Raw genomic sequence first — 19,652 nt, forward strand, 5'->3', positions numbered from 1 at the left:
CATACCTCACTCAACCGGCCGGTCCGGCCACACCACATCGAACGGAAACCCTTCCTGTTCCGGGACTGCTCGAAGTTTGCTTCGATAGTCCCGAAGCGCGGCCTCCAGACTCGAATTTCCATCATCCGTCGCCTGCTCGACCAGCAGGTCGGCCTGCGCGAGGAGTTCATCCCGCGTCTTCCTCGCGCTCTCCGACGATTCGAGAGACGTGTACTCGTCACTGAATTCCGGCCACCACGCCAGCAGATCGTCAGGCGTAGGATGCGGAATGCCCTCTGGCAACCAGATGGGAACCCACGCCGTCTTGGTTTGCACCAGCGTTTTGTCGTCGACCGGATGCGCGGGCCAGTAGTCCACACCCCGCGCGAGCAGCGGAAACTTTCGCTCGAGGATGAACGCCGCTTGCTCAACGTTGAGCCAAATCCCATCATTTTTCATTACTGGTTCCTCAATACAACACCCAGAACAGCGATCGCATTTGCCGTACCGTTACCAGGGCCAGCCAAGCCGCAAACCACCCAGGGAGCTGGAAGCGCACCGTTGAGGCGTTCGATCGAGCCAAAATTATTGACCCCTGAATCCCACTGCACCCTTGAGCCCGCAGCAGCTCTAGCGCCAATAGCGTTGTCGATATGGCCAAGCTGGTCGGACAGCCACCCGCCCCGGAAGCCGAGGTACAGATTGCCGTCAGGGTTCAGAATCTGGCGTCCGCGCAAGATGACGTTGCCGTAATCATCGGTCGCGAAAGGCACGCCGTCGTAGGCGGAGTTGATGACCTCAAGGCCGCCACCATCGCGCGCACGCAGGAATGTGCTCGCGGCCTGGCCAGGCCGGCGGTTCTGCAGCTGAATGTCGGCCTGCCACCCATCACGCCCGACAATCACGCGGTTCGTAATCTGGCCACCCGCACGGTCGAACTTCGTGTCGGGGTTGAAGTTCGCATCGGTCCAGAGCCGGCCGATATTGTTGCCCGCAACGGTAAGCCATGCCGCGTTTCTGTCGGGGTTGGTCGTCAGCACATATCGCACGGATTCTCCGTAGACCGCGTATCCCTTCACCCATTCCTGCGTCGCGTAGGTGCCGAGGTCGTCTTCGGACACATAGGCCGCGAGCCGCTTCTCGAGCAACTCGGTGTTCACGACGCGAAGCGACGTGTCGTCCTCGGCAACTGTCGGCGCCCAAGGCGCGCCCCAGTGCCCCGGCGACCCATCGGGCGCACGCCCCTCGTTTTCCACGTCAGCGCGGTACATGATCCCGTTGTGCTGCACGATGGCGCCTTCCGGATACGTCTCGGTCGCCGACCACTGCGCAACGCCGCGCTGCATGAAGTAGCGGATCGCCCGATCGATGCGTCGGCCGAGCCAGTTGAACCACTCCATCGGCGGCCGCCCGCCGGTCTGGTCGAGCGCGACACCCCACCCGCGCGCGACGTTCGGGAAGTCGTCAACCTCGCCCGGCCGCGCGCCAGCGGCAAACACGTCCTCGTCGGGACGCTCGAAAATCGTCATCGCAAAATCCTCGCAAAGGCACCGACACCGAACCCGTACGTGCCAGGCAGGCCGGCGAATCCGAACGGGCGGTCAGTGATGGTGAAGTAAAGCGACACGCCCACGCCCACGGGGCGCGGTAGCACGTCGAGGTTTCGAATCGCATAAATCAAGAAGTCGGACAGCGCGGAAATGCCGATGACGATCGAGATCGACATGTCGTAGTTGTCCGACACGTCCGCGTGCCCATCGAAGATGAAGTCGAGCGCGTCCATCATTTCCGGAATCGTGCCGACCATGAAGTTCTTCGCGATGCGGCAGCGGATCAGGAAGCGGTAATCGTCGTCATCCAGCTCAACGGAATCGTTCAGCGGGTCGCCAAGCCTGTAGAACTTCGACCCGCCGGTGCCATGCACGCGGAACGCGCCGCCACCCTCTCCGTAGAAGCCGAAGTAGTCGCGCGGCACGATGTCGGTGAGCACGCGTGCCTGGCCGACGTGCTTCCCGACGAGGTCGAGGTTCGCGCGGCGCGCCGTGTCGATATCGAGCGCCTCCGGAAGCGCCGCGATGCCGGCCCACGCGCGGCGGATCTCATCGTCGATCAGCTTCGCGTGCGCGCCGGCGCGCGGCTTGCCCTTGTACTGCCAGATCAGCAGGCGGTCGTAACTCATAGCGGAATGATCTCGATGTTCTCGGGCAAGAAGCGCGCACGTTCGCGCGGCCCGATGGTGAGGTTTTCCGGGAGCATTACGCCGTCCACGAAGCCGACCTTGAACGTCTCAATCGTGAAACCCGGCACCGTGTTCACGGGTGTGTAGAGGCGCGACAGCGCAACGTCCTGACCGATGCTGTAGCGGTACCTGGCCAGCGCATTCTTGATCGCGTCCTCGTCGATAGCCTGCAGTCCGCGGTCGCGCTTCAACTGCAAATACGCGGTGCAGTCGCGGATCCTCGGGCGATCGAACAGGATCTTCCGTTGGCGGCCCTTCCTGTCCCGCACGAAGTATTCAACGTCACCGCGCATGCCGGTGCCCGACGTTTTGTTGTCGAAGATGATCTTCGCGATGGCCGCATCGTCGCCTCCGTCGACGATCACGTTGATGCTTCGGGGTGGCACGCCGTTGGCGTCCGTCGTGTCAGTCCAGTTCTCGAGGCAGATCACCTCGCGCACGTCGTCCAGCTCATCGAGCTTCGCCTCGATCGTCTCGGCCGAGTTCTGCGCCGGCCGCGCGCGCGAACGCGCGAAACGTGCGCGCAGCACCGGATCGAGTTCCTCAGGCGCGCCGGTCTCGCCCGCCGTGAACGTCGTTGCCGAATCCCACCCGCTCACGATCGTCTCGATCTTCAACGCCGTGCCGACCGGGTTAGTGAACGCGCCGCGTTCCTCACTCCGGAAATCGCCGCGGCCCGAGCCCGCGTCGTTCAGCACGACATCGCGGATCAGTTGCCAGCGCACGCGCTGCGGGTCCGACACAACGGCGCCGGCCGGAATGGTCCGATGCGGCGTGCCGAGCAAGATCACGCTCAGCATGCGGCTGTACCGCGCGCCGAGTCGCCTGAGCCCCGCGTACGCAACACGTTGCTCCAGCCATTTGCCACCTGCGTAATCCGGATCCAGCGCTCGGTAGACGGCGGCGCCAAGCTCGTTGATATCGGCCAAGCCCTGTGCGAACAATCCAACGGCCTGGCCGTCCGGGCTGTCCGGGCTCAGGTCGATATCGTCGCCGTAGATGCGCCGGAGACCAGCCTCCATACGCGTCAGAATGGCGTCGAGCCGCTCGGCCACGTAGCCCTGCGGTGTGAGTTGCCCCATTGATGCTCCTGCCTGTGTGATGTGGGGATGCCGCGCTGCGACGTCAGATGCCGACCGGCACCTCGATATCAGCCTCGTCTCCGTGGATATCGCGGATCGTCACGGCGACGGTCATGCGGCGCGTCTTCACGTCGATCGACGTGTCGAACGCAAGAATTTGCGCTACGCCCTCGGTGCCGAGGATCTGGCGCTTGATGTCGCTTTCGAGGCGGTCACGCTCGTTCCCGCGCTCCATGCGCTCGATCCACGCGATACCGTGGTCGAGATCCAGAAACCAGTCGCCGCGGAAAGAACGCAGCCGCGTCGTGACGCGCTGCGCGACCGATTCGGACCGATCCGCGTAATCGGCGCGGCCGCGGCCGAAGGTCCAGTCGCCGTTGGCGTCGAGTCGTCGAACCCTCATCCTTCTGGATCTCCCGTTTCGTTACCGAGCACCGGATGGCGATGCTTGTCGACCGTGACTCCGTTCGATTTGATCGTGCCGCCGCTGTGGTTGATATCACCCTTGATCTGCGTGCCGCGCCCGCCGCCGTCGCCGGCCATGCCAGCTTGGTACGTCAGCAACTGCTCGAAGATCGCGGGGCACTTCACGCGGAACAGCGCGCCGTCGAGTTCGATGTTGCCGTCGCTGTCCATCCGGAAGCGCGCCGGCCCGTCGAGCTGGCGGATCACGAGCGCCCCCATGTCGAAGCCGCCCGGCACGTTCGGCAGCGAGCGAATCCCTGGAATGAAGGAAGCGTCCGACAGGTCATGCATGCGCAGGTCGAGCGGCGGCCCGTTGCGGCCCGACGCAAACCAGCCGTCGATGCAGCGGTCGTTGATGATCACCTGCCCCTCGTCACCGTCCTTCAGCGGCCACTCGAACACGAAGCCGCCGCCGGTCGGAAACGACACCGGCACGTCGACCAGCAGCGGCAGCTCGGCGCCGCTTCCATCGGCCAGCTGCGCGTCGATCGCCGCGCGTACGACGGCCGTGCGCGCATCCCCGTCGAACGACACGACGACACCCGGAAAGGCCGTCCGAACCTTCAGCAGCTCGCCGCGCAGCGTGTTCGCCAGCGCGAGCTCCGGTGACGGCATGTCTTCGTCAAACGTTCCCATCGTCACCTTCCTCGTTCGCTTTCTTCGTCTTGCCCTTGCTGGTCTTGGGCTTCTCGATTTTCTGGAACTTCCCGCCGCGCACGACCAGCTTGCAGAACCAGTCCGGCGTGTGCGTATCGCCCAGATACTTCGCGGTGACGACCTTGTAGTCACCGTTGAAGTAGTCGAGGATCGATTCGACACGGACGAGCCCGCCAGCACGTATAGCCGAGTTCAGCAGGCAGTCGACCTCGAGGCCGTTGTCGGTCGCGCGCGGGTTGCCGATCATGCCGGTGTCCTGCGACAGCACGACGCCCTCGCCCGGCAGCACCTTGTCAGCGGGCAGCACAATCAGCTCGCCGTCCTGCACCGACCAATCCGCGCCGCTGTTGCGCGCGACAACGCCCACAACGTCGCGCGCGTTCCCCATCAGCACCTTCCCGCGCGGCAGCACGCGGGCGCTCGTCAGGTCGGCCACGCCGGCGCGCGTGCGGATCATCGCCTTCGTGGCCTCCGCCAGCACGTCGGCATCCGTCGCGCCGGCGCCGAGCGTCGTCCAGACGCGTGCCGTCCGGTAGTCGACACTGCCGTCGCCGCATTCGAAGTCGAGGATCCAGTCCGCCTTGTCGCGGCGCGGCCGCGGCTTCAGGATGTCGCCCTGGTACAGCAGCCGCAGTTCGTTGTAGCCGACCGACAGCCGCGCGAGATCGAAACCGCGCGACAGGATGCGATTCAGGTTGTCGCGATTCAGGTTGTAGACCGAGATCCGGCCCGGGTTGGGCTTCTCGTCGAGGCTCTTCGTGATATCGAACGCGATGCGCAGGTCGTCGATTGCGATCGACTCGAATCGGTTGCCGAGTTCGAGGCGCCACCGGCGCCCGAATTGCACAGTCATGGCGCCACCTCGACCTTCATGCCGACATACAGCGCGAACCGCTCACCGAGATCGTTGCCACCTATGGGATCGATGCCGACGCCGCTCAGGTCTTCCAGCCAGAAAAAATACGCCACCGAATCGCGCCAGAGAATCGGCAGCCCCAGCACGAGCGGCACCGCATCGACGACAGCCGTGTCGTTGTCGCGATCGCGCACGTCGAGCTCCCAGTGGTCGCCGATGGTGTTGTAGCGGATCGTCAGATCCAGCAACGACCCGTCACCCGGGTCCACCGACATCTCCTGCAGCGGCGTCGAATCGATCGGTAGTCGAATCATGTTGCTCCCGTCACGTAATCGAGCACCTTCCGGACCGCGGAGCGTTTGCCCGCTGCGTCGGTGCCCTGCACGTTCCCTTTCTGCGTCGCGCCGGCGCTCTGCTTGCCGGCGCGGCCCGACTTCTTCGCGCCGCTCGCCACCGACAGCCCGCCAGCCTTCCTCGTCTCGACAACGAAGATGCGTCGACACGTGACGGTCAAAACCGCGCTGTGGATGCTCGACTGCTGCAGCGAGACGGTCTTCATGAGCATGTCCTGGTACAGCTTCGACATGGTCTGCACCTCGACCGGCGAGCCCGACTTCTGTAGCGCGAGCAGCGCGTCGTGGATCTGCGCGATCCGGTTCTCGCTCTGGCTTTCGTCGCCGGCGATCCACGCCGAAAAATCCGGCAGCCACGGCGCGAGCGCGCGCGGCGCGATCATCCCGGCCACCGCGTTTGCAGACGTGCTGACGAACGATGTCAGCTCGCGTTGCGCGCGCGCGAGCGTGTCCGCCGTGAACGCCTCGAATGAAGTCGGTGTGCCGATCACGTCGAGGAAGTCGCTCACGCTGCGGATATTCACGATGCTTGCCAGCAGCGACGATTCGACCGGCGGCTCGTACGCGACCACGGTCCCGGAAATGACCACCTCGTTCGGTTTCAGGAACGCGTGGTCGGCAATCTCGGCGCCCGATTCGACCGGGTTCTCGGTGATCTCCAGATCACTGGTGTGCGTCTCGTCCTTCACCACGTCGAGCGTGATCGTGCCGATGGCCGTGCGCAGGATCTGCGTTGCTGCTGCCATCCTTCCTCCCCTAACCCACCACAGCACTGGCCGCGTTCGCGATAGCCTGCCGGTTCTGCCGTTCCTGCATTGCTTCCAGCTCGCGCGCGGCCGCGCGCGCGTCGTCGGACTGCACATGCACGGTCGTGTTGTTCGTGACGTTGGCGTTCACGGTCTTGTTACTGACCGCCGGCGATGCCGCCGCGCCGCCTGGTGTTGCACCTGCGGCCGCCGCGTTCACCTGTTGCGGCAGCTGCGCCGCGGCGCGCGCGGCCGACGCAACCGCGCCGGCCGGACTGTCCGGCGCGTCGGCCTTCACATCGCCACCGCCGAAGAATCTCCCGACGGCACCGAGCGTTTTCTCGATCAACCCACCGAGGCCCGGGAAGTAGCTCTTTATGTTCTCGATGGTGGTCTTCACGAACTCGCGGATGCGCCGGAACGTGTTGATGAACAGGTCCGCGACACGGTTCAGCATCCGGTCGACGGCGGCGCCGGCGGCCTCGAAGTCGCCGGTGAAGAACGCGAAGAACCAGTCGAGCAGGTCGGCCATCAACCCGAACGCGGTCGCAAACAGGTCCCAAAGCTGGCCGAGCACCGCGCCGACGAACGCGACGGACTGTGCGAATCCGAGCTTCAGGTAATCCCACACTTCGGCAAGGATCGCCAGAACCGTCTCGCCATGCTCGGCCCACCAGCGGCTCAGGTCGCGCACGAACGCATCGATCTCGGCACGCACGCTCGCGATAGGCCCGCTCAACGCGTCCCAGAATTCCCCGAACTGCGCCTCGCCGCCGTCGAGGTGCGTCATGAAGTCGTCGATCAGCAACAGCAGCACGCCAATCGCCGCGACGAGCCAGAACACGGGGTTTGTCGCGAACGCGAGCAACGCGGCACGCTGGAACCACGCGAGCGCCGCACCAACCAGCAGCAGCGCCACGCGCATGCCACCGATCCCATCCGTCAGCCGGACGAAGAACCTGAACACGTTCACGAGCACCTGGCCTGCCGTGTACATGATCGTGATGAACCGGCTTATGCCCTCCTGAATCAGCTCGCGGTTGTTCCGCATCAGCTCTTTCAGCCCGGCGATGAACGCCTTCAGCTGCGGCAGGATGCCGACCGCGATGTCGCTGCGCAGCGCGTCGAAGCCGAACGCGAGGTCGGCCATCTGGTCCTTCCATTCGCTGGCTGCGTCGGCCTGCTCGGTGGTCGACACGCCCCACGCGTCGGCCTCGTCGAACAGCGCCTGCAGTTCGCCGCGCGTGAGGCGCAGCGTTTGCAGCATGGACGCGTCGGCGCCGATCTTCGACAGGAAGGCGGCCTGCTCCTGCTTCGACAGCTTCGCCATCTTGTCCTGTACTTCGCCGAGGATCTCGGAGAACTGCTTCACCGAGCCGTCCGCGTTCTTCGCCCGCAGGCCGTACTGCTCGAACGCTTTCGCTCCGCGGCCGACACCAGACGCGGCCTCGCCGATCGTCTTCGACATGCCTTTGATCGTGGCGGTAGCTGCGCCGACCGACGACGCGTTCTGATCGGCGGCGTAGCCGAGCCGCTGGATGAACTCGACGCTTTCGCCCGTCTCGCGCGCGATCTGATTCAGCTCGTCGAGCCCATCGAGCGACTTCGCGAACCATGCCGTCACGCCGGCAGCGAGGCCTGCGATCGCAGCCGTCGCGGTGCCGGCGACCGTCACGATGCCGCTCAACTGCTCACGGAACGCTCTCGCCTGCTGCACGTCTGCTGCGACGCCGAGCTTCACCACGAATTCATCAAGGGTCATCGAATCCTGCCTGCTTCTGTTTCATGTGCGCGCCGCGCGTCGTCCCACGCACGCATCGCCTCGTGCATGTCGCACAGGTCCGCGAGCGTGTAGATCGTGCGCAGCTGGTCCAGCGTCACACCGTTGAATCGCCGGGCGATTGGTCCCCAGATGAACCAGTCGATTCCGTCGTCTTCCCTTTCTGGAACCGCGCCATCAAATCCCGGAAGAGCCTCGAAAAGGCGCTTGCGCCGAAAAAATCGCTGTATTGGTACTTGATCCCCGCCATCAGCAACGGGAGCAGGTGCCCGCGATGCTCGTTGAAGTGCTCGTTGAACTTGTCGCGGATGCGGTACGGCTTGCCGCCGGCCACCGATGCGGCCGTCGCTCCCCACACGATCGCTTCGAGCTGCGCGACCTCGGGCCGGCCGAGGTTCGACAGGATCGTCGAGATCGCCGCGGTGACGATGGCGGTCTGGTCGACGTTCTCGGCCGAGCCGAAACCACTCGCCTGCATGCCCTGCAGCAGCGCGCCTGCACTTTTCAGGGCGTTCCACGCGCTCACCGCATCGGCCGGCGTCATCACGTAGCGGACGCTATCGAGTTCGATATCGAGTTGCTTTTCCATCAGTTTCCGAGCCCGTTTTCAAGTTTCATGTTCATCGTTTCGAAGGCGATCACCCACTCGTGTGGGTTATGCGCCGTGCCGCGCACATACTTCGGCAGCGTCGTGAAGTAGCCCTTGCTGGCCGTCACAACGTCGTCGTTCAACAGGTCGCGAATCGAAAGCTCGAGCGGCGTGAACGCCTTCAGGTTGGTCCGCTGCTGCGTCCGCAGCCCGGTCAGGAACTTGTTGTTTGGGCTGTGCTGCTTGATCTTCAGCGTGAGCTTCCCGGATTCGTCCGGGTTCGCGACGAATACGCCCTTGCCGTTGGCGCCGATGGTCAGCGCGCCGGCGTCCGCGTTGTGCTCGGCTTGGATCACGTCGCCGCCATCCGCCCAGTCGTCGATCGGCACGCCGTTGATCAGCACCGACACCTGTTTCGGGTCAAAACTAGCCATCTGTCAGGCTCCAATAAAAAACCCCGCCGAAGCGGGGCTCGTGTTGCGTCTCGCGACGATCAGCGGTCGAAGTTGATCAGCACGTCGACACCGTGGACGGCTCCGCCGAGTTTCACCGCGACCTGAATCGGTGGCATCTTGCGTTTCTCGCGGTCGCTGGTAGACAGCGTGTCGACCGAGTCACACCAGACGTAATAGCCATCGTTGAGGTAGTCGCCCTCCGCCAGCGTGCCGAAAGGATCGCCGCTCCACACGCCCGGCGCGAACGCACCGTTCTTCTTCCCTTCCTTGCACGCCTTTTCAACGGCGGAAATCACCTGCGGCGTCCCGAGATCGGTCAACGGGACTTTCGTCGGGCTCCGGTACAGCTTCGCGAACACCTCTTTCTGCACCGCGTCGACGAACCAGTCGAGAATGTGGATCTCGTCGAAGAAGCGCCCTCCGACGACCGTGCCTTCTGCAACCATCGCCACTTCGTCGAAGTACGTGTAGAAGTTCAACCCGAGCCGGCGGCACTTGTTCACCTCGGTGAGCCCGAGGTTGTCGGCCTCGACAGTGGGCAGCGTCTTGAATTTCATCGTCAGCGTCGAATTGTTCGCCGCGAAGTTCACCGACAGTCCGCGTGCGAGGTACGACAGGATCGCGTAATGGTCGGTCTTGTCGTAGTGCCCGACCGTGCGGTAGTTGCCCTTGTCGTAGAGCCGCTTGAACACGTTGCCCGCTTCGAACTCGATGTGCTGCGGGTTCGTGGTCGTCAGGCCGAAAATCTTCCCACACGCGGCCTGCGTCCAGTCCGACACTTCCCGAATCTCGTCGTCGGAGAGCTCCGCGGCGACCGCCAGCGCGTACCAGCCTGGCTGCTTGTCCTCGATCGCCGCCGCGGCTTCGGTGATGGTCTGCGCCTTCAGTTCGACTGCGGCCGCGCCGGCGACGACACGAGCCTGTCCGTTCTCGAGCTTCATCATCGCGCCGAGATACGTCCCGACCTGACCGTCGTCCGCAACGAAGCGGAAGGCAGGCCCTTCGCCAGAATCAGCCGCAGTGAATGCGAAGCGGTTTCCGATCTCGTCGAACGAACAAGCCCACCCGACGTCCTTGCTCGCCGCCGCGTTGACCGCTTCAACCACGTCAGCAAACGTCGAGGCGTTCGACAGGTTCACCGGCCCGACCTTCGTTGCCTTGTCGCCGAAGGTGATCGTCACGTATCCGGCGCTCGCGGCGCGAAACTCCGACAACGGGGCCGTGACAGGCGAGCCGATCAGCGCGGCGGCCGTCGATGGAATGCCGCGGTCGGCCTTCAGCCACCGGCCGATCATCATCTGTTTGGGGCGCGGCTGCTGCGCCATGAAGCGCCGCGTTGCGCGCGCCGTTTCCGAGTTCGTTCCGAACGCCGCCTCGACATCCGACTGCTGCGAAACGTCGATATACCGCGTGCTCGTGTCGTTGAACACGTTGCCGGCTTCGGGCGTGAGCAGCAGCGTCATTCCGAAGTTGCGGCGCGACGGCGCACGCGGCTGCGTGTTCAGCTGAATGTTTACGACATCATCAATGGGCAACATCTATTGCTCCGTAATGGGTGGTTCGATGGTGATCAGTTCGACGTGCCGTTCGGTGTGAACCTCGATGTCGACGCGCTCGATGCGCGGCACCGGAGCGTCAACGACGTGCGAATGGGTGAGCGTTGCTGTGAAACGCGCGCGTTCCTCCGGGCCGCCGCCGACAGCGGCCGACACGTCGATGACGGGCGTGTAGGACAGCATCGCGGCGCGCACATCGTTCTTCAGAACCGACATGGCCCTACTGGATTCGAGCGCGAGCTGCAGCTTCGAAAGCAGCGAAAACGCGTTCGTCCCGAAGGCTTCGAACGCCACCACGGTCAGAAGCGAGCGCCACAACAGCTCCCGCTCCAGCTCGCCGTCGAAACTGCGGTGCGCAGTGCCGATCGGCGTGTCGCCGCTCGCACTGACCACGACGAACGGCGCGCCGTCGGTCTCCCCCGCGTCCCACGTCGGTTGAACACTGCCGTCAGGTAACGACAAAAGCTCCCGCACGAGGTTTCGCAGTGGCGTCGTGTCGAGTTGCGAGCGCGTAGTAATAGCCATAGTCGGACCAGTCGGAATCCGCCGTGACGCGCCAGTGCGCACCGTGGTGAAGCACGAAATCGCGCGCGGCGAGTGGCGCGTCGCAAAACACGGCGATGGTTGGAAAATGCCGCTCGCCCTCCGGCCGGCTTTCGAGCTGCGCCTTGCTCGCGGGATACACGACGCCCGTCACCGTGCCGGGCGTGTACGTCTCGTCCCACTCACCGGACGGCAGCCGAACGCCCGACGCACGGTCGATATCGATTTCGCGCGCGCCGAGATCCGGATCGGTCACAACGTCACTGAGATCCGGCATCGCGCACCTCCGACGTGGTGGACTGGATGAGGTTGCCCTCGTCGATCAGTGGCCGGCTGCTGCCCTTCCGGGCGATCGTTTCGGCCTTGATTGGCGCGAAGTTGCCGCGCCGCACCTCGGACTGCACCGCGGCGACGCCGGCGAGGCCGGCCGCCTCGTACGCGACGTCGACCGATCCGTCGCCGCGCGCGGCGCGCCGCAGCCCGTGCGCGAGAACGTTCTGAATCTGCTTCGAGCCGTTCGCGAGCCCCTGCGTAATGAACGGCCGCGCCTCCAGTCCCTTCTCGGGATCACCGAAGGACAGCCGCGCGGCGAGCTGCGCGTTCGTGATGTCAGCGCCCGGGTGCAGCTCGGCGCCGGTGGACGTCGGATAGCCGACGACCACCTCGCGCTTCGCCGTCCGGTCGAGCATCGCGATCAGCCGGTCGAGGCCGGGAAAGTTCGAGTCGCTCATACAACTAGCCCTCCCGCGCCGACGATGCGGCGCAGACGCAGGTATTCCTGCCCCCACACGGTCGACGCAAGCCACGCGTCGTCGCCGGTCAGCGCGGCCGGCACCGCATAGCTCGCCTGCACCTCGCCGGCTTTCTTCGACGTGGCTGTAAGCACCGCTCTGCCGCCCGTACGCTCCGCAGCGCGCGCCATGATGAGGAAGTGCATCACGAGCCCGCACGCGGCGCGCTGGTAGAAGCCCCCCCACCGCACGCGATCGAAGTACGGTTGAACGTCCTCGATCGCGAGCTCGACAACGTCGTCGTCGAACGACTTGGACAACGCGGCGAACCGGGCTCGCACGTCGGCAACGGTGATCGGCCCCCCACGTGCCGCGCTCACGTCGCCTTGCGGCCACGCCTCGGCGCCGGCGTCGGCGTTTCGGCGGAACCTTCCGAGGCTGCGTTCGTCTCCGGCTGCTCCGGCTGCTCCGGCTGCTCCGGCTGCTCCGGCTGCTCCGGCTGCTCCGGCTGCTCCGGCTGCTCCGGCTGCTCCGGACCACCGGCGCCGAGCTGGCCGCTCGCCTCCTGCTCGCCCTTACCGCCAGGCTCCGGCGGCGCCGGATCGTTGAGCGGGATCTCAGCTGCGACCGGCCTCGGCGTCACGTCGACGAGCTCGCCGTCAGCGATCTGTGAGCACGCGGCGCGCCCGCGTTTGAACGTCATCCACACCGTATCCGGCACCGGGCGGGTAGCGCCCGGCGGGATCTCGAAGACCTGGCCGAATACGCGAATCACCGAGGCCGCCCGGGTCGTGTTCTTGATTTCCGGCATGGCGCCCCCTTAACCCATCACGTCGTCGACATACATCGCCGTCTTCGGGTAGCGGAATTCCACGCCCGAATAGCGGTACTCCCCGTTCACGAGCATTTCGAGACCGCGTTGCTCCGGCGCGTGGAACAGCAGCGCCATCGGAATGTGGAACACGAGGTTCTCGCGGTTCTTCTCGTAGAACATCATGCGGCTCGTCTTGCCCTTGCCGGCCGTTTCGAGATCCGCGGCCGCACGGAACTGGACGTCGATGTTGCGCTCGGTCTTCGAAATGTTGTTCTGCCGGATGAACTCGAGAATCGTCGTGTCCGAATTGTCGGAGCGCGGCGTGCTCGACAGGCGCGCCAGCACGCGGCCCGGCATCACAACCGTATCGACGACACTGTTACGGCGCGTCGTCATCCAGAGCTGCGCGATGTGGTCGTTGATGAATTCCAGCACCTGGCCGGGGGACGCCGTCATCAGGTCGACGCCGGCGCTCGATTGCGGCACCTCCGGCGCGTTGAACAGGCCCGTCAGCGGCTCTTCGCCGCGCTCGCCTTCCTCGCCGTACAGACCGACCTGATTCATGTGCGCGCGCCACGCCTTCATCGCGGTTTCCTGACGGTCCCCGTCGAGCGACTGGCTCAGCGCGGCCGCCGTGCGCAGTTCCGCGAACGTGTATGCGTAGCCGATCGCGCTGCCGACCACCGGCACCGACTTCGTACCGTAGAACACGTCGACGCGCGGGATATCTCCGCCTTGGCCGGAGTGCCGCTTGCCGCGACCAACGAAGTCCTTCATGCGGTAGACGATCGACTCCACGTGCGGCCCTGCCTCGGTCGAGATCGGCACGAGCGCCTCGTAGTCGAGCGGTTCGCGCTTTTTCTCGTACACCTGCGTTTCGAGGTATTCGAGCTGCGACGTGAGAAACGCGAGGCCCGGCTCCGAATCGATGTTCAGCGCCGGCAGGCGGCGCAGGCTATCGAGGATGATCTTTCTGCGGTTCATTCGGTTACTCCCCCTTCGTATCGGGCGTTGCGACCGGCACGGTCAGGCCCGGCACACGATTGATGACGACGACGCCGACCTGACCCGGCTCCGTTTTCGTTTCCCACTCGGCGCCCGCGATCTGCGTGCCCTTCCCCGCGGCGAGCGTGCCGTCGGCCGCGAACTTCACCGGATCCTGCGGATTGCAGCCGTCCGTACACGTGGCCCAGATGCGGCCGGCCTGCATCGCCGGCAGCGTCACGTCCGGCTTGTAGAACACTTCGCCCTCGAGGTTCGCCGTGAACGTGACGTGGCGCACCGAGATGCCCGCGAACTTCGTCGCGCGTGCGTCGCCGGGCAGGACATACTCACCCGCCACGTCGGTGAAGAAAACTGCGACGCCAAACTCGATCGGCGCGGTGCCGCGGTTCGTGCAGTTGAAAATCGTCGCCGTGTTGTTGTCGACGATCAGGCCGGGAATGCCGCGCTCGAACTGCGCCGGCGCGTAGTCGGCCAGGTTGATGCGATTCATGTGGTTTGCTCCGGTTGGTTGTGCCACGCGTTACTGCGCGCGTCCGTTCATGCGGTCGATGAAACTGGTACGCGCGGCGTCGGCCGTCTTCTGGGCGCCGCCACCGCCGCCCGCGTCGTTCACCTGCTTCGACTGGTTCAGCGTGTCGATCACCGGGTCCCGGCGCGTACCGCTGTCGCCCGTCTGCGTTGCGCCGACCGTCGCCGATAGCACGCCGAATGCCTGGCGCAACGTCGCGTCATCCGCCACGTCGACCGTCTTGCCGCCCAGCACCGCGTCGACGACGGGTTTGTGGTCGCCGTACAGCGACTTGATGACCTCGCGGCGGTACTGCGCACACGTCTTGCCCTTCGCGTCGACGGTCGGCGCGATGCGCTTGCCGCCTTCGAGCATTTCCGCCCAGTCCGCGACCATCGCGTCGCGCTGCTGCGGCGTCATGGCGTCCTTCTGCGCTTCTTCGAGCTCGTCCTCGAGCTTCTCGACCTCGTCTTCGAGTTCCTCGGTGTCACGCAGCGCGATCGACTTGTCGCCGACCTTGATCTTGCGATCGAGCAGGACGTTCAGGCTGCTGACCGTGGCCGCCGCATCGGTCAAGCGCTTGGTCAGGTTGTTGACGGCCGCCGCCGCAGCCTCGTCGAGGCTGAACGGGATGCCGTCGATCGTGATCGTGATCGGCATTGCTGTTGCTCCTTTCGGGGTGGATGGTTGTGAATCTCCGACGCGGCACACAGGCCCGCACCGGCCGCGGCGCACCAGCGCCGTGTGGTTGCCGCGAATGTCGCGCTGCAAGCCCTCGTAGGGCTCGCCTTCCGGCGTGACGCCGGGTGTCCAGTCGTAGACCGCGCTGTAGCCGCCGGACAGTTCCTCGCGTACCTTCGACTCGACCTGCTCGATGGCGTCGGCATCCATGACCCACGCCTCGCCGCTCAGCAGATTTGCTGCACGGTGCGGCCCGACCATCAGGCCGACCGACAGCTCGCGCCAGTTGTCCGCAGTGACACCGTTCGGCGGGTGGTCGATCGTGATCGGCTGCCGGTCGAACGACGCCATCGCGTCCGGGTGGAACACTTCCTCCGGCGGCCGGTAGACCCGCACCTCTCGCATCGGGTCGCCGTCGAGGCCGAGCTCGTGCGCGAGATAGATCTGGATGCCCGTGCGGGCGATGACGGCCGGCGCCACGAGATATCCCTCGGGCGTGCGCCGACGCTCGCCCAGCGCCGCGTCGAACGTGTGCTGTATGCGTTTGCTCATTCCTCGTCGTCCAATCTGAAGCGCGGGATCGCCACGCACCTGCAGTTCACCTCATGACCCGGGTGCCCGGTCTCCGGCGGCGAATCCCACCGGAACACCTTCCCGTCGTTCTCCGCGTGGCTGTCGCGCACGCGCTCGTCACCGCTGGTCTGCCACTCGTATTCCTCGATCCCGAGCGCGGTCTGCCGGGCCTCCGTGACGGCCGCGTTGAGCTTGGACGTCTGGTCGCGCGCGATCAGCTTCGCGCGGCTCTCGGTCACGCCCGTCTCGTGCTGGATCGATTCGACGATGGCGCTGTAGCGCTGGCCCTGCTGGACCGACACAAGCACCTGAGTTGCGATGCGCTCGAAGTACTGCTGCGGCACCGACTTGATCAGCCGCACGTTGGTTGCGGCGGCCGCCTCCAGCACGCCGCCGAGGTTCTGCATCTGGAGCGCGGCGCGGATATCGACGCCGATCGCAGCGTTCACGGACGCGCGCAGCGCGTCGGTGGCGCTCTCGTCGCAGATTTCGGTCATGCGCCGCGCGAGCAGCCGCGCACGCGCGGCGACGTTTGCCGCAACGCGCGCCGCCGCCGCGTCGAGCGCCTCGTTCAGCGCGCGCACGAACGCGCTCGCCATGTCGTCGGCCGTGTAGCTGTACTCGGCCTCGTTCCGCTTCAGCACCGGTAGAACGTCAGCTCGCACCGCGTCCGCGCACGCACGCACGACCGCGAGCAGCTGCGTGCGATACCAGCCTTCAGCTCGCCGGTTTGGCCGGCTCGGTCGGACACGTGACAGGCGCCGTCGACGAACCCGGTTTGCCCGCGCCAGATTCGCCAGGCTCATCTCCATCGGGTTCTTCCTCGAGCGGTTCATTGAGGCTCACGGCGAGGTTGATGTCCCCGTCTGTGATCTGGAAGGTGTCGTTCGTCTGCAGGCGCGTCATGATCTGCCGTTCCATCGGCAGCCCCATGTCGACCAAGTACAGCTTGTCCGTCTCCGCACGCGCTTTTTCTGCTGCGGCTTGTTCGGCCTCGGTCAGTTGCCAAAGCGGGTTGAACTCGATCACAAGATCGTCGAGACGACGACCGAGCATCGACATCGACATGACGTCGTAGATCAGCTCGACCTGCGGGCGCAGCTCCTGCTCCTGCCGTGACTTGAGGCCGTCGTAGTAGTTGCGGATATCGCTGTCGCCGGTAGCGTTCAGCCCCTTCGGCGCCTGGCCGAACAGCCGCGTCGCCGGAATGTCGGCCGCGCCCGCGACACGCTGCTGGAACATCCCGCCAACGGCATCGAGCCCGGAGAACGAAATCGTCTTTTGCTCGTAGGTGTCGTTCTTGTCGAGCAGCGTCATGCCGATAAACGACTTCAGCATCGAGACGAGCTCGAACCGCTTCTGCACCAGCTTCGTGCCTTCGTCGGTCGACAGCATGTCGCGCAGGCCATCAACCTGCAGCACGTTCACGATCGCCTCGAACATCATCGACGCCGTACTGCCGGCGACCGTCTCGTCGTTGCGCAGTTCGTCGTAGGCGGCCTGCAACACGCTGTCGTGCCAGTACTGGTTGCGGCGCAACTCGTCCCACGGCAACAGCGCACCGTCGGCAAAAATCAAGCGGCTGCTGTGAATCGCTTGGCTCGTGTTGGCGACGCGAAACCGCGTCGGCCGCCAGTAGTCCGGTCGTTCGAGATCGATCTGCATCAGCAGCGTGTCGGGCATCAGTTGCCAGCGGTCCAGCACGACGAAGCCGAGCAGCGAGCCCTTCCGAATCTTGTCGACGCGCAGCGGCTGCGCCGGATCGTCGCCGGCGATCGAGACATACAGCGCCGAGCCTCCGTACAGGCGCCCCCACTTCAGGTTGTCGCCCACGCGCGCGATTAGGCCGTAGCGCTTCTCGCCCTTCTCCAGCTTTTGCTTCGACTCCTCATCGTCGGTTTCCAGCTTCAGCCACTCGCGCGTCATGTCCTCGGCCGGCGCATCGACGATCTTCCGCGCGAGCCAGTTGTGGCGATACATCACCGTCAGCTCTTCGCGGTCGATGATGTCGCCGCGGCGGAATTTACTGTGCGCGCGCTTGTCGCGCGACGTCATCATCCCGGCCACGAGGTTCGACAGCGCGTCGCCCGTGCGCACGCGCGCGCTGCGCGACCGCGCCGCACGGCTAAAAAGTTTCTCGAGCATTCGTCAGTTCCATGCGCTCCAGTCGGAGGCGTTCGCCAGCATGTCGGTGGTTGCGTCGATCAGCGGGTCGATCTGGTCGTCGTGCGCGTGCGTGTCGTCGGCCGTGAACGCGTTCAGCTCGTTCACGAAGTCGAGCACCCACGGCGCATCCGCCGGGATCAGCGCGAGGCCGGCTGCCCAGTAGCTGTTGACGTCCATCACGCGGCGCAGCTTGTCGGTGTCGCGCGGCAGCGGACGCACGGGAATCAGGCCGTTCTTCTGTATGTCCTGTATCAGCCCCGTGCCGCTCGCCTTGTCCTCGATCACCATCTCGCGCAGCGGGCCACTCATGCGGTGGTCATAGGGCTTGTGCTTCGCCCAGAAGTCGAGCGCGGCCTGTCGCAGGTCCGGCGCCTTCCATTTGCTTCGGATCTGGTCGAGCAGGTAGATGCGGCCGTCGTCGCCGGCGCCCCAGCACTGGAACACCGAGTAGTCGTTCCGCTCGGCCGTCTTCTGCGCCGTATCGACGAATATCTTCCGATAGAGGATGCGCGGCAGCGTCGTGTACCGCGGAAACCACGCGCCCTTGATGATCCCGCCGCCGAGCGGCGATGGACGCTGCATGTACTGTCCCGAGTGCACGTATGGCGCGACGCGCTCCATATCGAGCTGGTCGGCCAGCGGTTCCTTGTACGGCCAGTAGCTGAACCGCCCGTCGGCGTCCTTCTCCGACAGTTCAACCAACTTCCGCACGCGCTCCGGCAGCGCTGCGACATACTCGTCGGTGATCAGCGCCGGGATCTCGACGAATTCCCATTCGCCGGGGAGGTTGCCTTCCTTGATGAAGCCGGTCGGGTCTTCCTCGGCCAGGCGCTGCATGATCACGATGATCGGCGTGTCGGGGTTCGCCTTCCGACTCTTCACCGTCGACAGCAGCTTCCGGTTCGCCTTGTCGCGGTATGTCTTGCTGTATGCGTCCTCGACCTTCAGTGGGTCGTCGATGATGATGGCGCCCTGCCACCCCTCGGCCATGTGGCCGGCACGAAAGCCGGTGATCTGGCCGGCGAGCGACACCGCGTAGACGCCGCCCGCCTTCTTCCCGTTGACGACGACGTTCCAGCGCTTCTTCGACTTCGCGTCAGCTGCGATGGCATACGGCCACTTCTCCTGATACTCGTCTGACTCGACAACCTCGCGCGCTGTCTCACTGTTGAGCAACGCGAGGTCATCGGAATACGAGATGTGCAGGAACCGCGCCCACGGATTCAACGCGAGGCCGCGCGAGATCAGGTTGATCACCACCATCTCGGTTTTCGACGAGCCTGGCGACACGTTGATGACGACGTTCTTCGTCGTGCCGTCGATGACGCGCTGGATCACGTCCGCGATCAGCACGTGGTGCCAGTTGACGCGGAACTTGATGCCCTGGCGGTGCTTGAAAAAATACCGCGTGAAGAACAGGTGATCCCGCTCGCACATCTGCTTCGCGACGGTGCGCTCGACGTCCGGATGGACGTGCTCAGTATTCGCGCTGGAGCTTGTCGAGCGCCGCTTTGACTTCCCGTTCATCCACGATGTGCGTCCTTTGTACGACCGGGCCGCCATCCTGCCCGGTCAGTTCGACCGACTGCGGCGTTTCCTTCCATCCGCCGCGGGTCTTCAGCCAGAAAATCATGCTCGCCACGTTGCCGCCGGCTGCCTTTTTGAACAACGCCTGCGCGACCTTCGTGTTCGCCTTCACGAGCCCTTCGGTCAGCTCGCGGCGAAAGTGCTTGCGCAGGGTCGGCACCGAGATCGGCTTCCCGTTCGCATCCACAATGAGCATGACCATGTCCTCCTGCGGGATGCCGAACGCCGCCAACTGCTCGACGAGCGCGCTCTGCGCGGAAGTGGCCTTGAAACTCGGTCGTGCCATT

The 19,652-nt window shown here is 65.0% G+C and carries 26 protein-coding genes; all 26 read right to left on the reverse strand.

The features are described 5' to 3' along the window. Positions 1-6: 6 nt before the first annotated feature. A complete protein-coding gene (locus AC1Z3W_RS27995; protein WP_483508921.1) occupies positions 7-438 on the reverse strand; it encodes an XkdW family protein in 432 nt (143 codons plus the stop codon). Beyond that, positions 438-1,508, reverse strand: coding sequence for a hypothetical protein (locus AC1Z3W_RS28000; protein ID WP_483508922.1), 1,071 nt, complete (start codon positions 1,506-1,508; stop codon positions 438-440). Before AC1Z3W_RS28000 ends, AC1Z3W_RS27995 begins: the two co-directional genes overlap by 1 nt. Beyond that, a complete protein-coding gene (locus AC1Z3W_RS28005; protein WP_483508923.1) occupies positions 1,505-2,158 on the reverse strand; it encodes a baseplate wedge 1 family protein in 654 nt (217 codons plus the stop codon). The genes AC1Z3W_RS28000 and AC1Z3W_RS28005 overlap by 4 nt, the downstream gene beginning before the upstream one ends. Next, positions 2,155-3,300, reverse strand: coding sequence for a baseplate J/gp47 family protein (locus AC1Z3W_RS28010; RefSeq protein ID WP_483508925.1), 1,146 nt, complete (start codon positions 3,298-3,300; stop codon positions 2,155-2,157). The genes AC1Z3W_RS28005 and AC1Z3W_RS28010 overlap by 4 nt, the downstream gene beginning before the upstream one ends. 43 nt (positions 3,301-3,343) lie before the next feature. Beyond that, entirely contained in the window at positions 3,344-3,703 is a 360-nt protein-coding gene (locus tag AC1Z3W_RS28015) for a contractile injection system sheath initiator (RefSeq protein WP_483508926.1), read from the reverse strand. After that, positions 3,700-4,401 carry a Gp138 family membrane-puncturing spike protein gene (locus AC1Z3W_RS28020; RefSeq protein WP_483508927.1) on the reverse strand — a complete coding sequence of 234 codons (702 nt, stop codon included), beginning with the start codon at positions 4,399-4,401 and terminating at the stop codon, positions 3,700-3,702. The genes AC1Z3W_RS28015 and AC1Z3W_RS28020 overlap by 4 nt, the downstream gene beginning before the upstream one ends. After that, positions 4,388-5,275 (reverse strand): phage protein, encoded by an 888-nt coding sequence (locus AC1Z3W_RS28025; RefSeq protein ID WP_483508928.1) that lies wholly within the window; start codon positions 5,273-5,275, stop codon positions 4,388-4,390. Before AC1Z3W_RS28025 ends, AC1Z3W_RS28020 begins: the two co-directional genes overlap by 14 nt. Further along, positions 5,272-5,592: a phage baseplate plug family protein gene (locus AC1Z3W_RS28030; protein ID WP_483508929.1), complete on the reverse strand. Its 321-nt coding sequence runs from the start codon at positions 5,590-5,592 to the stop codon at positions 5,272-5,274. The genes AC1Z3W_RS28025 and AC1Z3W_RS28030 overlap by 4 nt, the downstream gene beginning before the upstream one ends. Continuing rightward, the gene (locus AC1Z3W_RS28035) at positions 5,589-6,377 is read right to left on the reverse strand and encodes a phage baseplate protein (RefSeq protein ID WP_483508930.1); all 789 of its coding nucleotides are present in this window, start codon (positions 6,375-6,377) and stop codon (positions 5,589-5,591) included. Before AC1Z3W_RS28035 ends, AC1Z3W_RS28030 begins: the two co-directional genes overlap by 4 nt. Before the next feature lie 10 nt (positions 6,378-6,387). Then, a complete protein-coding gene (locus tag AC1Z3W_RS28040; RefSeq protein ID WP_483508931.1) occupies positions 6,388-8,139 on the reverse strand; it encodes a phage tail tape measure protein in 1,752 nt (583 codons plus the stop codon). Further along, positions 8,136-8,258, reverse strand: a complete 123-nt coding sequence (locus AC1Z3W_RS28045) for a hypothetical protein (protein ID WP_483508932.1) — start codon at positions 8,256-8,258, stop codon at positions 8,136-8,138. Before AC1Z3W_RS28045 ends, AC1Z3W_RS28040 begins: the two co-directional genes overlap by 4 nt. Further along, complete coding sequence (locus tag AC1Z3W_RS28050) at positions 8,255-8,746, reverse strand: phage tail assembly chaperone (protein WP_483508933.1); 492 nt, start codon at positions 8,744-8,746, stop codon at positions 8,255-8,257. The genes AC1Z3W_RS28045 and AC1Z3W_RS28050 overlap by 4 nt, the downstream gene beginning before the upstream one ends. After that, a complete protein-coding gene (locus AC1Z3W_RS28055) occupies positions 8,746-9,180 on the reverse strand; it encodes a phage structural protein (protein ID WP_483508934.1) in 435 nt (144 codons plus the stop codon). The genes AC1Z3W_RS28050 and AC1Z3W_RS28055 overlap by 1 nt, the downstream gene beginning before the upstream one ends. Before the next feature lie 59 nt (positions 9,181-9,239). Further along, the gene (locus AC1Z3W_RS28060) at positions 9,240-10,739 is read right to left on the reverse strand and encodes a DUF3383 domain-containing protein (RefSeq protein ID WP_483508935.1); all 1,500 of its coding nucleotides are present in this window, start codon (positions 10,737-10,739) and stop codon (positions 9,240-9,242) included. Beyond that, complete coding sequence (locus AC1Z3W_RS28065; RefSeq protein ID WP_483508937.1) at positions 10,740-11,231, reverse strand: phage neck terminator protein; 492 nt, start codon at positions 11,229-11,231, stop codon at positions 10,740-10,742. After that, positions 11,206-11,577, reverse strand: coding sequence for a hypothetical protein (locus tag AC1Z3W_RS28070; RefSeq protein WP_483508938.1), 372 nt, complete (start codon positions 11,575-11,577; stop codon positions 11,206-11,208). Before AC1Z3W_RS28070 ends, AC1Z3W_RS28065 begins: the two co-directional genes overlap by 26 nt. Beyond that, positions 11,561-12,031: a hypothetical protein gene (locus AC1Z3W_RS28075; protein ID WP_483508939.1), complete on the reverse strand. Its 471-nt coding sequence runs from the start codon at positions 12,029-12,031 to the stop codon at positions 11,561-11,563. Before AC1Z3W_RS28075 ends, AC1Z3W_RS28070 begins: the two co-directional genes overlap by 17 nt. Next, the gene (locus AC1Z3W_RS28080) at positions 12,028-12,411 is read right to left on the reverse strand and encodes a DUF4054 domain-containing protein (RefSeq protein ID WP_483508940.1); all 384 of its coding nucleotides are present in this window, start codon (positions 12,409-12,411) and stop codon (positions 12,028-12,030) included. Before AC1Z3W_RS28080 ends, AC1Z3W_RS28075 begins: the two co-directional genes overlap by 4 nt. Continuing rightward, complete coding sequence (locus AC1Z3W_RS28085) at positions 12,408-12,842, reverse strand: hypothetical protein (protein ID WP_483508941.1); 435 nt, start codon at positions 12,840-12,842, stop codon at positions 12,408-12,410. Before AC1Z3W_RS28085 ends, AC1Z3W_RS28080 begins: the two co-directional genes overlap by 4 nt. Positions 12,843-12,851: 9 nt before the next feature. Continuing rightward, positions 12,852-13,829 (reverse strand): DUF2184 domain-containing protein, encoded by a 978-nt coding sequence (locus tag AC1Z3W_RS28090; RefSeq protein ID WP_483508942.1) that lies wholly within the window; start codon positions 13,827-13,829, stop codon positions 12,852-12,854. 4 nt (positions 13,830-13,833) lie between these two features. Continuing rightward, positions 13,834-14,340: a structural cement protein Gp24 gene (locus AC1Z3W_RS28095; RefSeq protein ID WP_483508943.1), complete on the reverse strand. Its 507-nt coding sequence runs from the start codon at positions 14,338-14,340 to the stop codon at positions 13,834-13,836. A 30-nt stretch (positions 14,341-14,370) separates the two neighbouring features. After that, positions 14,371-15,591 carry a DUF2213 domain-containing protein gene (locus AC1Z3W_RS28100; protein WP_483508944.1) on the reverse strand — a complete coding sequence of 407 codons (1,221 nt, stop codon included), beginning with the start codon at positions 15,589-15,591 and terminating at the stop codon, positions 14,371-14,373. Continuing rightward, entirely contained in the window at positions 15,588-16,256 is a 669-nt protein-coding gene (locus AC1Z3W_RS28105; RefSeq protein ID WP_483508945.1) for a phage head morphogenesis protein, read from the reverse strand. Before AC1Z3W_RS28105 ends, AC1Z3W_RS28100 begins: the two co-directional genes overlap by 4 nt. 73 nt (positions 16,257-16,329) lie before the next feature. Then, positions 16,330-17,757, reverse strand: a complete 1,428-nt coding sequence (locus tag AC1Z3W_RS28110; RefSeq protein WP_483508947.1) for a DUF1073 domain-containing protein — start codon at positions 17,755-17,757, stop codon at positions 16,330-16,332. Positions 17,758-17,760: 3 nt separating this feature from the next. Further along, entirely contained in the window at positions 17,761-19,305 is a 1,545-nt protein-coding gene (terL, locus tag AC1Z3W_RS28115) for a phage terminase large subunit (RefSeq protein WP_483508948.1), read from the reverse strand. After that, entirely contained in the window at positions 19,256-19,651 is a 396-nt protein-coding gene (locus tag AC1Z3W_RS28120) for a hypothetical protein (protein WP_483508949.1), read from the reverse strand. Before AC1Z3W_RS28120 ends, terL begins: the two co-directional genes overlap by 50 nt. Position 19,652: the final 1 nt, after the last annotated feature.

The sequence above is a fragment of the Burkholderia sp. 10_S31 genome (assembly GCF_056930375.1).